At 56.2% G+C, this 13,132-nt stretch carries 12 protein-coding genes (1 of these 12 cut by a window edge); 6 read left to right on the top strand and 6 right to left on the bottom strand.

The window, feature by feature from the left end; translation table 11 throughout:
• Window positions 1-59 precede the first annotated feature (59 nt).
• From dnaG to rpsU, 3 genes are all read right to left on the bottom strand, one after another.
• The gene (gene dnaG, locus I6L34_RS14445) at window positions 60-1,847 is read right to left on the bottom strand and encodes a DNA primase (protein ID WP_058056784.1); all 1,788 of its coding nucleotides are present in this window, start codon (window positions 1,845-1,847) and stop codon (window positions 60-62) included.
• An 88-nt stretch (window positions 1,848-1,935) separates the two neighbouring features.
• Window positions 1,936-2,379, bottom strand: a complete 444-nt coding sequence (locus I6L34_RS14450) for a GatB/YqeY domain-containing protein (RefSeq protein ID WP_005349081.1) — start codon at window positions 2,377-2,379, stop codon at window positions 1,936-1,938.
• Window positions 2,380-2,394: 15 nt separating this feature from the next.
• Complete coding sequence (gene rpsU / locus I6L34_RS14455; RefSeq protein ID WP_005309452.1) at window positions 2,395-2,610, bottom strand: 30S ribosomal protein S21; 216 nt, start codon at window positions 2,608-2,610, stop codon at window positions 2,395-2,397.
• Between the two features lie 179 nt (window positions 2,611-2,789).
• Between rpsU and tsaD the strand changes: the two genes are divergently transcribed.
• Window positions 2,790-3,803 (top strand): tRNA (adenosine(37)-N6)-threonylcarbamoyltransferase complex transferase subunit TsaD, encoded by a 1,014-nt coding sequence (gene tsaD, locus I6L34_RS14460; RefSeq protein ID WP_042052807.1) that lies wholly within the window; start codon window positions 2,790-2,792, stop codon window positions 3,801-3,803.
• Window positions 3,804-4,045: 242 nt separating this feature from the next.
• Here the strand turns inward: tsaD and I6L34_RS14465 are convergent, their stop codons facing one another.
• Window positions 4,046-5,365, bottom strand: a complete 1,320-nt coding sequence (locus tag I6L34_RS14465) for an anaerobic C4-dicarboxylate transporter (RefSeq protein WP_021229055.1) — start codon at window positions 5,363-5,365, stop codon at window positions 4,046-4,048.
• 125 nt (window positions 5,366-5,490) lie between these two features.
• Window positions 5,491-6,933 (bottom strand): aspartate ammonia-lyase, encoded by a 1,443-nt coding sequence (gene aspA / locus I6L34_RS14470; protein WP_005340569.1) that lies wholly within the window; start codon window positions 6,931-6,933, stop codon window positions 5,491-5,493.
• A 442-nt stretch (window positions 6,934-7,375) separates the two neighbouring features.
• Between aspA and I6L34_RS14475 the strand changes: the two genes are divergently transcribed.
• Window positions 7,376-7,852, top strand: a complete 477-nt coding sequence (locus tag I6L34_RS14475; protein ID WP_058056785.1) for an FxsA family protein — start codon at window positions 7,376-7,378, stop codon at window positions 7,850-7,852.
• A 47-nt stretch (window positions 7,853-7,899) separates the two neighbouring features.
• Here the strand turns inward: I6L34_RS14475 and I6L34_RS14480 are convergent, their stop codons facing one another.
• The gene (locus I6L34_RS14480; RefSeq protein ID WP_230848160.1) at window positions 7,900-9,234 is read right to left on the bottom strand and encodes an MATE family efflux transporter; all 1,335 of its coding nucleotides are present in this window, start codon (window positions 9,232-9,234) and stop codon (window positions 7,900-7,902) included.
• Window positions 9,235-9,494: 260 nt separating this feature from the next.
• Between I6L34_RS14480 and I6L34_RS14485 the strand changes: the two genes are divergently transcribed.
• From I6L34_RS14485 to I6L34_RS14500, 4 genes are all read left to right on the top strand, one after another.
• Window positions 9,495-9,788 carry a co-chaperone GroES gene (locus I6L34_RS14485; protein WP_005340573.1) on the top strand — a complete coding sequence of 98 codons (294 nt, stop codon included), beginning with the start codon at window positions 9,495-9,497 and terminating at the stop codon, window positions 9,786-9,788.
• A 43-nt stretch (window positions 9,789-9,831) separates the two neighbouring features.
• The gene (groL, locus tag I6L34_RS14490; RefSeq protein WP_216954887.1) at window positions 9,832-11,475 is read left to right on the top strand and encodes a chaperonin GroEL; all 1,644 of its coding nucleotides are present in this window, start codon (window positions 9,832-9,834) and stop codon (window positions 11,473-11,475) included.
• Between the two features lie 101 nt (window positions 11,476-11,576).
• A complete protein-coding gene (locus I6L34_RS14495) occupies window positions 11,577-12,077 on the top strand; it encodes a molybdopterin-binding oxidoreductase (protein WP_005349099.1) in 501 nt (166 codons plus the stop codon).
• A 23-nt stretch (window positions 12,078-12,100) separates the two neighbouring features.
• A protein-coding gene (locus tag I6L34_RS14500) for a bifunctional diguanylate cyclase/phosphodiesterase (protein WP_058056788.1) crosses the window boundary here: on the top strand, window positions 12,101-13,132 show its 5' portion. It continues 900 nt past the right edge of the window; 1,032 of the gene's 1,932 nt are visible here — the first part of the coding sequence; the start codon lies at window positions 12,101-12,103; its stop codon lies beyond the right edge, outside the window.

Genomic DNA, 13,132 nt, shown 5'->3' on the forward strand with positions numbered 1-13,132 from the left:
TGCTTTTCATCCCGTCGATTCGGGCAACGCTATCCATATTGGGACTAATCACTCAAATATCAAGCCCCACTCTCATTTCTTTTCTCAATTTGCACCTCTCTTATCAGCATCATCAGCTCTTGGGTTTCTTCGGAGCTTAGTCCTTCCTGAGCCACTTTGGCCTGCAATTCTTCGATCCGCTGTTTCAGAAACTGGTTGATGAAGCCGACGAAGGTGTCCTGCAATTCTCCCAGAATATCCGGCTCCTGATCGAGTTTGATCTCCTCGAACAGGTCGTGCATGGCCAGCTGAGCAAGGATCTCTCCCTCCTTGGTACCACGCCAGTGTTCCAGCAGGATACCGGTTGTGATACCGGGCTGTGCCAGGATTTGCTGGTGCAGTTGCAGCAGGAACTTGATGCCCTGTACGCGTAGCCCGGCCAATTCCGGCATGGGGGGAAGCTCAGCCGTTACTGCCGGATATTGCACCATCAGTGCCAGCGCACGCCGCAGTGGCGTCAGCTTGGCTGCCTTGGGTTTGTTGACCTCGGCCTTGGGCTGGCTGTTACGGGCAAAGAGCTCGGCGATGCGCTGTTTGTTCTCGCCCCAACGCATCATGCTGGAGAGGCGAGTGATCAGCCCTTCGCGGGTAAACCCTTCCGGAACGCGACGAATAAGCTCGGCGGCCTTGTTGGCCACTTCGAACTTGCCTGCCTCACCGGAGAGCGCCGCATCGCGACCGAGACGCTCGAACATGAAGTCGGCGAACGGCTGGGCTTCATCGAGCAAGGCTTCGAAGCCCTCCTTGCCGATCTGGCGTACCAGCGAGTCGGGATCCTCGCCATCGGGCAGGAACACGAACTTCAGCTCGCGGCCATCCTGCAGATGAGGGAGGGCATTATCCAGCGCGCGCCAGGCGGCTTCACGACCGGCGTTGTCACCGTCGTAGCAGCAGACTACCTCGGCGGTGGTGCGAAACAAGGTGTGGATATGGTCGCTGGTCGTTGCAGTACCCAGCGCCGCCACCGCATAGTCGATGTCGTACTGACCGAGTGCCACCACATCCATGTAGCCTTCCACCACCAGGATCCGGCGTGGATCCTTGTGTGCCTGCTTCACCTCGTAGAGACCGAACAGCTCCCGCCCTTTATGGAAGATGGGGGTCTCCGGCGAGTTCAGGTATTTGGGGGTGCCATCACCCAGCACCCGGCCACCGAAACCGATGACACGGCCACGCTTGTCACGGATCGGGAACATGATGCGATCGCGGAAACGATCATAACTCCCCGGGCCATTGTCACGGGTGATCAGCATGCCGCCCGAGATAAGCAACTGCTCGTGATCCCGGCTGGTACCAAAGCGGCGGCGCACCTGATCCCAATCGCTGGGTGCATAGCCAATGTTGAATCGTTTGACCACTTCACCGGTCAGGCCACGTCCCTTGAGGTACTCCACCGCATGGGGAGCACTCTTGAGGTTGCTCTCGTAGAAGCGGGCGATCTGGTTCATCAGCTCGAACAGATCCTTGCTGACTGCGGGCTGGCTATTGGCCGAGCCGCCGATCCTCTGCTCGCGAGGCACCTGCATGCCCTGCATGCTGGCGAGCTCTTCGATGGCATCGGGAAATTCGAGACCGTCGTACTCCATGACAAAGCCGATGGCGTTGCCGTGGGCACCACAACCGAAACAGTGGTAGAACTGCTTCTCCTGGCTGACGGTAAAAGAGGGGCTTTTTTCGTTATGAAAAGGGCAGCAAGCCTGGTAGTTCTTACCGGCTTTTTTCAGCCGCACTCGCGAGTCGATCAGCTCGACTATGTCTGTGCGTACGAGCAGATCGTCGATAAAGGATTGGGGGATCCTGCCTGCCATAACCGTCCTGTTTCATTGCGGAGAAAATAAAAAAGCCGCGCATTCCAAGGGAAGCACGGCTTCTTCGACCAAACAAGAGAGTTGCCTGTTACGCCAAGCGGGTTTTCACCTGAGCACTGACGGCGCCGACATCGGCACGCCCCTGAATTTTCGGCTTCAAGACAGCCATGACCTTGCCCATATCAGCCATGACGGCAGCACCACTTTCAGTGATGGCTTGCTCGATCAGGGCAGCAATTTCATCTGCGGTCAGCTGTTGTGGCAGGAATTCCTGCAACACAACGATCTCGGCGGACTCTTTGTCGGCGAGATCCTGGCGACCGGCAGCTTCAAATTGGCTGATGGAATCGCGGCGCTGTTTGACCATTTTGGTCACGACAGCGAGGATATCCTCATCATTCAGCTCGATACGGGTATCGACTTCACGTTGCTTGATTTCTGCCATCAACAAGCGGATCGCTCCCAGACGTGCCTTATCTTTGGCAAGCATGGCGAGCTTTTGCTGATCCTTGAGTTGATCCTTCAGAGACACGGCAATATCTCCCGATTAGTACAGGCGGATACGACGTGCGTTTTCGCGAGACAGCTTCTTGGCGTGACGCTTGACAGCAGACGCTTTGGCGCGCTTACGAATGGTAGTCGGCTTCTCGTAGAACTCACGGCTACGAACTTCGGACAGGATACCGGCTTTTTCGCAAGAACGCTTGAAACGACGCAGAGCAACGTCAAACGGCTCATTTTCACGGACTTTGATTACTGGCATGTGCCTTTCACCTCAGTGATAAATTGTTAGCTGACCTTCAATCGATCAGCATGTCTTAAAATGGTGCGAAATTATACTCTGGACAGGGAATGAAAGTAAACCCGCAGAGATCGCTCTGGTTTAAAAAACCCGCGAAGGTTACCATAGCCGTCTCATTTTAGCAGTGAAATTTTTTAGCAATGCGTGTATTGGGCATAGAGACATCCTGTGACGAAACCGGGATCGCGATCTTCGACGATCAAAAAGGGATCCTTTCCCATCAGTTATACAGCCAGGTCAAGCTGCATGCGGACTACGGTGGCGTCGTCCCCGAACTCGCCAGCCGGGATCATGTTCGCAAGACGATCCCGTTGATCCAGGCCGCATTGCAAGAGGCGGGACTGGGCAAAGATGACATCGACGGCATCGCGTATACCGCGGGTCCGGGTCTGGTTGGCGCCATTCTAGTGGGGGCGACCATTGGCCGTTCGCTGGCGATGGCATGGAACAAGCCTGCTATCGCTGTCCACCATATGGAAGGGCACCTGCTGGCCCCCATGCTGGAAGAGAAAGCTCCCGAGTTCCCCTTCGTGGCGCTGCTGGTCTCCGGTGGTCACTCCATGCTGGTACGGGTTGACGGCATCGGCAGCTATCAGCTGTTGGGCGAATCCATCGATGATGCCGCTGGTGAAGCGTTCGACAAGACCGCCAAGCTGATGGGGCTGGACTATCCGGGTGGTCCGCTGCTCTCCCGTCTGGCGGAGAAGGGCACCACCGGGCGCTTCCACTTCCCCCGTCCCATGACAGATCGTCCCGGGCTCGACATGAGCTTCTCCGGCCTCAAGACCTTCACAGCCAACACCATCGCCGCCAATGGTGATGATGAGCAGACCCGTGCCGATATCGCTCGGGCGTTTGAAGATGCAGTGGTTGATACCTTGGCCATCAAGTGCCGTCGTGCCTTGAAAGAGACCGGTCTCACGCGTCTGGTGGTCGCTGGTGGCGTCAGTGCCAACCGTCATCTGCGAGCCCAGCTGGCCGAGCTGATGGAGAGCCTCAAGGGTGAGGTGTTCTATCCGCGCACTGAATATTGCACTGATAACGGCGCCATGATCGCTTACGCTGGTATGCAGCGCCTGAAAGCGGGCGTGTTCGAACCGCTGGCGGTCAAAGCCGTGCCGCGCTGGCCGCTGGATACCCTGGATCCGGTCTGATCCGACGGATTCCGCCTTCTGGCGTGGTGTTGAGTACCATGGTGGCCTATCGCTCCTGCAATCCGGCAGTGGTGGTTATAGCGCCGCTGGCACGCTGTGGTGGTGTCTGCTGTCGCCGTGGTTGAGCCATCCGGATAAGACGTCAGGTCTCTTGCTGCCAGACAGCCAAGCACAGAGTAAAGAGATAAAAAAATCCCCGCCAACTGGCGGGGATTTTTATTTGGCGATCGGCAGGCGATGAATTACAGCAGGATGCCGCCGAAGAAGAAGCCCAGTGCCACGGCGATGGCGATGGTGGCGGTGCCCGGTACGAAGAAGGGGTGGTTGAAGACCGCCTTACCGATACGGGTGGAGCCGGTGTCGTCCATCTCTACCGCAGCCAGCAGGGTCGGGTAGGTCGGCAGTACGAACAGGGCGCTCACGGCTGCGAAAGAGGCAATCGCAGTCAGCGGGCTGACACCCAGTGCCAGTGCGGCAGGCATCAACGCTTTGGTGGTGGCGCCTTGTGAATAGAGCAGCATGGCAGCGAAGAACAGCACCACGGCCAGCAGCCAGGAGTACTGGTTCAGCAGGTCGCCAGCGATCAGCTGGATGGTGTCCATGTTGCCTTTTACGAAGACGTTACCCAACCAGGCGACACCCAGTACGCAGATACAGGCGGACATACCGGACTTGAAGGTCGGCATGTTGGTGACCTGGGTGGCGTCCAGTTTGCACACCAAGGTCATGATGGTGGCCGCGGCCAGCATGATGCCCATGATGGCACCGTCACGGGGGATTGGCGGGTTGGTGATCAGGCCCACTTTACCGGAGATGGCAGTGGCATAAGCCATGACAGCAACGATGGCGGCGATGAAGATCCAGACAGACAGTTTGGCGTACGGTTTGATCTCGAGCTTGGTAGTACCACGCAGTTTGATCAGGCCCTTGGCTTTACGCTCCAGATAGACTTCGTCCTGCTCCAGCGGCTTGCCCATCATGTTGGCAATGAAGGCGCCCAGGATACAGGCCAGGAAGGTGGAGGGGATGCAGATGGCCAGCAGGGTCAGGTAGTCAACACCAAATGGCTCGAGCATGCCGGAGAAGGCAACCACAGCGGCAGAGATCGGGGAGGCTGTGATGGCGATCTGGGAGGCGACAACCGCGATGGAGAGCGGACGGGATGGGCGGATCCCTTGCTCTTTGGCCACTTCCGCGATCACCGGCAGGGTGGAGAAGGCGGTATGACCGGTACCGGCCAGCATGGTCATCAGGTAGGTGACCACCGGGGCGGCGAAGGTGATGTATTTGGGGTTCTTGCGCAGCGCTTTTTCTGCCAGGAAGACCAGGTAGTCCATCCCGCCAGCCAGTTGCATACAGGCGATGGCGCAAATGACGGACGCGATGATCATGATCACATCCCAAGGGATGTAGCTGACCAGTTGATCGCTCGGGATGGGCATGCCCAGACCCCACGTCAATACCAGTACCCCCAGACCACCGGCAAAGCCGATGCCGATGCTGCCTATCCGGGCCCCCAGATAGATAGCGGCGAGCACGACAAGTAACTCGATTCCAATCATAGCGATAACTCCATTTTTTAGTTTTTGGTTTTTATTTGGCAAAAAGCCAATTCCCGATCGGGCTGGGGATAAAGACCAATCGGGAACTGACTTTATGGGCCGGGAAGATCCCGGCCCACACTCGCTTATACGGCAGCTTCGCGGGTGAAACGCTTGGCTTTGTATTGCGGGTTCATCAGGTTCTCGATGGAGAGAATTTCGTCCAGCTGCTCGGCGCTCAGCAGACCGCGCTCAAGAACGACTTCACGGACGTTCTTGCCGGTCTGGGCACAGATCTTGCCGACGATATCCCCTTCGTGGTGGCCGATGAAGGGGTTCAGGTAGGTCACGATACCGATGGAGTTCAGCACGTGATTCATGCAGATTTCCGGGTTGGCGGTGATACCTTCCACGCACTTCTCGCGCAGGGAAATACAGGCTTTTTCCATCAGGCTCAGGGATTCGAACATCGCCTGACCAATCACCGGCTCCATGACGTTCAGCTGCAGCTGACCGGCTTCGGCGGCGAAGGTGATGGTGATGTCGTTACCGAATACCTTGAAGCAGGATTGGTTGACCACTTCCGGGATAACCGGGTTGACCTTGGCCGGCATGATGGAGGAGCCCGCCTGCATTTCCGGCAGGTTGATCTCTTTCAGTGCAGTGCGCGGGCCGGAGGAGAGCAGACGCAGGTCGTTACAGATCTTGGACAGCTTCATGGCCAGACGCTTGATGGCGCCGTGCAGCATGACGTAGGCGCCACAGTCTGAGGTCGCTTCGATCAGGTCTTCTGCCGGCACATAGGCACGACCGGTGATCTCGGCCAGACGCTTGATGGCCAGTGCAGAGTACTCGGGCGGAGTGTTCAGACCGGTACCGATGGCGGTCGCGCCCAGGTTCACTTCCAGCAGCAGCTCCTGGCAACGCTTGATGGACTTGATCTCTTCACGCAGGGTCACGGCGAACGCGTGGAACTCCTGACCCAGGGTCATCGGTACCGCATCTTGCAGTTGGGTACGACCCATCTTCAGGATGTTTTTGAACTCTTTCGCTTTGGCATCGAATGCCGCGATCAGGTGCTCCAGCGCGTGCAGAGTCACGTCAGTGCTGTTTACCACAGCAACGCGGAAACCGGTGGGGTAGGCATCGTTGGTTGACTGGCACTTGTTGACGTGGTCGTTCGGGTTGATGACGTCGTAACGGCCTTTCTCCAGACCCATAATTTCCAGGGCGATGTTGGCCAGTACTTCGTTGGTGTTCATGTTGACGGAGGTGCCGGCACCACCCTGGTAAACGTCGACCGGGAACTGGTCGAAGCATTTGCCGGTGTTCAGCATCAGGTCGCAGGCTTCTACGATCTTGTCAGCAATTTCAGGACGGATGGTACCCAATTCACCGTTTGCCAGCGCAGCGGCCTTCTTGGTCAGCACCATACCGCGGACGAATTCCGGAACGTCAGAAATCTTCTGAGAGCTGATCTTGAAGTTCTCGACAGCGCGCAGGGTGTGCACACCGTAGTAGAGATCATTGGAAACTTCTTTGGTGCCCAGCAGGTCTTCTTCAATGCGGACGTTCTTGATGTCGCTCATTGTAATGCCTCAGAAATCAGATAAATGGAAAAATCCTCACCGAGTGGTCGCGAGTTCCTTGCGCACAGCTCATCCTGAAGCACCACACATCGAGTGGGGCGGTTGGGAGAATGACCTCCCGAAAAACTAATCAATATACTACTCCAATTGAGGTATCGGTTATTAGAGGTGGATCACTAAATTTGCGACATATTCAAATTACTTTGAGGAAAGTACACATATGTTATGAAGTTTTTATCATGATGATTTTTATAAATTTTTGTGACTTTTTGCTGGTTTTTTAGATTGCTGATGATGTGGGAGTCAGTTGACCAACTTGAAAAGAGGTGGGCAGCCCCCATTTATTCAGGGCCGAAAGTGGTGATGACGGGGCGGCAAAATCGCCTCTGACCATCGTTGGATGGGCACCACTTTTTCTCAATTTACCGGTGCTGGAGTGGATATGGGCAAGTTGTTTTTGTTGTTGGTGGGTCTGGTTCTGCTGGAGCTCACCGTGATGATCGAGGTCGGCTCGGTAATCGGGGCGTTGCCGACTGTCGGCTTGCTCATACTGACTGCGGTATTGGGCTCCTCGCTGGTGCGCAGTGAAGGGATCAAGACCCTGTTCAGCGCCCAGCAAAAGATGCAGGTGGGCGAGATGCCGGGCCGCGAGGTGATGGGGGGCATGATGCTGGCGTTGGCCGGTTTGCTGCTGATTATCCCGGGTTTCGTGACCGACATTTTCGGTGTGCTGTTGCTGCAACCCTGGCTGCGCAACAAACTGGCTGACAAGCTGATCGGCAGCAGCCAGTTCCGGATGCAGATGGGCGGTTTCCAGCGTACTCAATCCCCGTTTGGCAACGCACCGTCCGATGATCATCTGGGGAACGCCAAGCAGGGCGGCACCACCATCGAAGGCGAATTTGAGCGCAAAGAGTGAGCGTAAAGAGTAATCGACGAGACGAAAACCCGAGGCGAGTGACTGAATCAGGGTTTGCCCTGATGGCACAAGGCCTCGAAGCGGTGTCGGGCATACCACCATGCGAGGGTGCCCGCCGCCAGATTGGCCAGCAGTATCCCCAGATATATCCCCTGTTCTCCCCCCAGCTTTGCCCCCAGCCAGGCTCCTGGCAACAGAAAACCAAACAGCCGCAATCCGTTGAACAAGAAAGAAATACTGGATGCCCGCACGCCATTGAGTGCCGAGGCCAGCAGCATCACCATGCCCTGAAAGCCGTAACCGATCGGCACCAGATGCAGATAGAGAACAATCAGGCGAATGACCTGCGGATGATCGCTGAACAGGTTGGCGATGAGTGGCGCCAGTAGCCAGGTTAGGCCATAGATGGCGAGCTGGAACAGTAGTGCAAAGCGCATACTGCTCTGAAGTGCTGCTTTGGCCCGGGCCGGATTGCCAGCGCCGCAGTTTTGCGAGATGAAAGGGGCCAGCACGGAGGCAAGGGCCATCATCACAATCAGCAGCAGCGCCTCAACCCGCGACGCGGCGCCGTAAGCGGCCACCACCTCGGTACCCAGTCCTGCAAAGATCGTCATCAGTACCGCATTGGCCAGGGGGTTGAGCATATTGGTAAAAGAGGCGGGGACGGCGACATGGAGCAGCGCCCGCCAGTGGGTCAGCAACCGGGCCCGCGGCGAGAGGCGCCACAGCAGCAAGCCCTCCCGATGACGCAGGATATAGAGGCTGACCAGCATTGCCATCAACCAGGAGATAGAGGTAGCGATGGCGGCCCCGCGGATCCCCCACTCGGGAAAGGGGCCGATACCAAAGATCAACAGAGGATCCAGTACTCCGTTGACCAACCCGGCTACGGCCATCACCAGACTGGGGGTTTTGGTATCGCCGGTCGCCCGGATGGCGGCATTGCCCACCATGGGCAGCACCAGCATGGGGACGGTGAGATACCAGATCAGCATGTAGTCATGGATGAGGGAGATAAGCTCGGCACTGGCCCCCAGCAGAGTAAACAGGGGTTTGATGGTGAGAGCGCCCCCCGCGGAGAGCAGGGCCACCATGATCACCGCCAGAAACAGGCTGTCGGTGGCGAGATGGGCCGCCTCATCGTGTTTGCCCTGCCCCAGGGTATGACCGATCACCGCTGACAATCCGGCGCCCAATCCCATCGCCAGCGAGGTAACCACAAAAGTAACAGGAAAGGTAAAACTGATGGCGGCCAGAGCTTCGGTTCCCAGCATACCGATAAAAAAGGTATCGACCAGATTGAAGGCCAGAATGGCGATGATGCCGAAGATCATGGGGCCCGTCATCTGGCGCAGTACGACCGGAATAGGGGCTGTCAGCATGGGGTTGGTGCGGGTCAAGGGCTCGTCTCTACAGCTGGCTTTGAAGGTTCTGGCATGGAAACCGGGCGGCTTGAAGCGACCTTGCTCCAGAGTGCGGACATGGCTGAACCATCGAAGATGTTTATAGTACGTGAAAAAATTTTTTTTGTATTTGCCCTTGAAGGGTTAGCAACTCTGCCCCACATCAGGGACATATCTAATTTGGCCTGGAACGGCCATTCCTCAAAGCAACAATGAGACTCATTTTGGGAGAGTTATCGATGAAAATTCGTCCACTGCACGACCGCGTCATCATCAAGCGCATCGAAGCTGAAGCCAAATCTGCCGGCGGTATCGTCTTGACTGGTACTGCGGCCCAGAAGTCCACCCGTGGTGAAGTGCTTGCCGTGGGGACTGGTCGCATCCTGGATAATGGCGAAGTCAAAGCGCTGGCCGTGAAGGTTGGTGACAAAGTTATCTTCAACGAAGGCTACGGTGTTAAGACCGAGAAGCTGGATGGTCAGGACGTCCTGATCCTCTCCGAAACCGACATCCTGGCGATTGTCGAAGAGTAATCCATCCTCCTTTTCCCCGAATTGATTTAAGGATTGAAGAAAAATGGCAGCTAAAGACGTTAAGTTTGGTAACGAAGCCCGCATCAAAATGCTGGAAGGCGTAAACATCCTGGCTGATGCCGTCAAGGTGACTCTGGGCCCGAAAGGCCGCAACGTGGTGCTGGACAAGTCCTTCGGCGCCCCGACCATCACTAAAGATGGTGTTTCTGTTGCGCGCGAAATCGAGCTGGAAGACAAGTTCCAGAACATGGGCGCCCAGATGGTCAAGGAAGTGGCTTCCAAGGCGAACGATGCCGCCGGTGACGGTACCACTACTGCAACCGTTCTGGCTCAGGCTATCGTCAACGAAGGTCTGAAAGCCGTTGCCGCCGGTATGAACCCGATGGATCTGAAGCGCGGTATCGACAAGGCCGTTGTGGCTGCGGTTGCCGAGCTGCAAGCGCTGTCCCAGCCGTGCGCTGACAGCAATGCCATCGCTCAGGTGGGCACCATCTCCGCCAACTCCGACGAGAAAGTGGGCAAGCTGATTGCTGAAGCCATGGACAAAGTGGGTCGCGATGGCGTCATCACCGTTGAAGATGGTCAGGGTCTGGAAGATGAGCTGGCAGTTGTTGAAGGTATGCAGTTCGACCGCGGCTACCTGTCCCCCTACTTCATCAACAAGCAAGAGACCGGTTCAGTTGAACTGGACGACCCGTTCATCCTGCTGGTTGACAAGAAAGTCTCCAACATCCGCGAAATGCTGCCGGTGCTGGAAGGCGTTGCCAAAGCTGGCAAGCCGCTGCTGATTGTTGCTGAAGACGTGGAAGGCGAAGCCCTGGCGACTCTGGTGGTCAACACCATGCGCGGTATCGTGAAAGTGGCTGCCGTCAAGGCGCCTGGCTTCGGTGACCGTCGCAAGGCCATGCTGCAGGATATCGCCGTACTGACTGGCGGTACCGTCATCTCTGAAGAAGTTGGCATGGAGCTGGAAAAAGCGACTCTGGAAGATCTAGGTCGTGCCAAGCGCATCGTCATCACCAAAGAGAACACCACCATCATCGATGGCGTGGGTGATGCCGGTGTGATCGAAGGTCGTGTTGCCCAGATCCGTCAGCAGATCGAAGAGACTTCTTCCGACTACGATCGTGAGAAGCTGCAAGAGCGCGTAGCCAAGCTGGCTGGCGGTGTTGCCGTGATCAAGGTTGGCGCAGCCACCGAAGTCGAGATGAAAGAGAAGAAAGCCCGCGTTGAAGATGCCCTGCACGCTACCCGCGCCGCGGTTGAAGAAGGTGTGGTTGCCGGTGGTGGTGTTGCGTTGGTTCGCGTTGCAGCCAAACTGGCTGGTCTGCGTGGTGACAACGAAGACCAGAACGTCGGTATCAAGGTTGCCCTGCGCGCCATGGAAGCCCCGCTGCGTCAAATCGTCATCAACGCCGGTGAAGAAGCCTCCGTCATTGCCAATGCAGTGAAGAACGGCGAAGGCAACTTCGGTTACAACGCTTACAGCGAACAGTATGGTGACATGCTGGCCATGGGTATCCTGGATCCGACCAAGGTAACCCGTTCAGCCCTGCAGTTTGCCTCTTCCATCGCCGGTCTGATGATCACCACCGAGTGCATGGTCACCGAACTGCCGAAGAAAGATACCCCTGCAATGCCTGACATGGGCGGCATGGGTGGCATGGGTGGCATGGGCATGATGTAATCATCCCCCTTGCTCTGTTTGACAAACGGCTCGCTCAAGGCGAGCCGTTTTTTTATATCTGGCTAAACTGAGTCTGTTGAGACAGCAAATATGGGGGCGATATGAAAATGTTTGGTTGGCTGACACTACTGTGTTCATTGGTCATCATGCCGGTGATGGCTGCTGAGGCGCTGACTGGGCCGGTGATCCTGAAAGTTGGTGGTAACATCAGGTCGGCAGACGAAGTTGATGGCAAGGTGTTGTTTGATCTGGCAAAACTACAGGCTCTGCCGCAACATGAGATAGTGACAGGCAACCCGTGGGTGGATAAGCCGCACACCTACAGAGGCCCAAAACTGGCCGATGTATTGGCTGCAGTCGGTGCGGATGGCAAGACCATTACGTTGACAGCACTGAACAGTTTCCAGATCCGCATTGAATGGGACAAGGTTGCCAAATACGAGCCCATTCTTGCATGGGAAGACAATGGGGCTGTCATGCGGGTGCGTGACAAGGGGCCGGTCTGGTTTATGCTGCCTCTTGATCAATATCCGGAATTGAAGCGATCCGAATATACCGACATGATGATCTGGCAGCTGGATTTGATAGACATTCAGCACTGATAAAAATAGCACGGGAGCGTGGGGTGAAAGGAAAGACTAGGGCGTGGCCACTGCTCGTCATTCTGTATGTATCCATCCTGTCGTTTACCGGGAGCACCCTCTATTGCCTGATGCAGATTCAGAATGCGACCAGAGCGATGGAGAAATACACCTATGATGTCTCCTGGGCGCTGATGCAGTTGCAGCTGGAGCTCGGTCGTTTCCTCAATGCGGTAGAGGTCTATCACTATGGTGGGATTGATCATGACACCTTGATGCTGCGTTATGACATTCTCTGGAGCAGAACGCCCATCCTGTTGAGCGGCCAGCTGCGCAAGAGCATGCAGGACAAGCAGAAAACCTTGCGTCTGGTGCAGCTGATTGAAACCAATATTCGCCAAATAGAGCCCGACATCACCAAGTTGCAGAGCGGAGCATCTGACTATCAGCAGATCATGATGCGCCTTGCCCCGCTGCAAGAGCCGCTCTCTTACTCCCTCGCTTCTGTGATGCAGAAGAACATTAACGTCTATTCCGAGAACGATCGCCATTTTGGCCAATTGCGTAATGCCTTGTTGCTGATGGTCTCCGGTCTGGTCATGTCAGTGCTGCTACTCAGCATGCTGCTTATATATGAAGGGCGTCGCCATTTCAGAGCGGCCAGACGGGATCCGCTGACCGGGTTGTCCAATCGGGTTGCTTTGCTGGAGCGGATGGAGCTGTACGCCACACAGGAAGTGCCGTTTGGACTGGTGCTGGTCGATATCAACGACTTCAGGGATATCAACAGCAAGTTTGGCTATGACACTGGTGATTATCTGCTTTGTGAGTTTGCCACCCGGATCCGAGTGCTCTGCGAAGAGGGAGAGTGGAGCGGACGTCTTGGGGGGGATCAATTTGCCATTATTCAGCGTGGCAGCAGCGATCTGCGTCAGGTCAGGGAGCTGGTAGCACGACTGCTGCATGCGCTGAAGCAAGATATCGTCTATGACAACTATCCCTTCCGGCTTGAAGTCGGGATCGGGATTGCCTTCTATCCGATGGACAGCGACAAGACTCAGGAGTTGTTGAGTCGT

It is taken from the genome of Aeromonas sp. FDAARGOS 1404 (assembly GCF_019047085.1).
GTDB classification, from domain to species: Bacteria; Pseudomonadota; Gammaproteobacteria; order Enterobacterales; family Aeromonadaceae; genus Aeromonas; species Aeromonas veronii.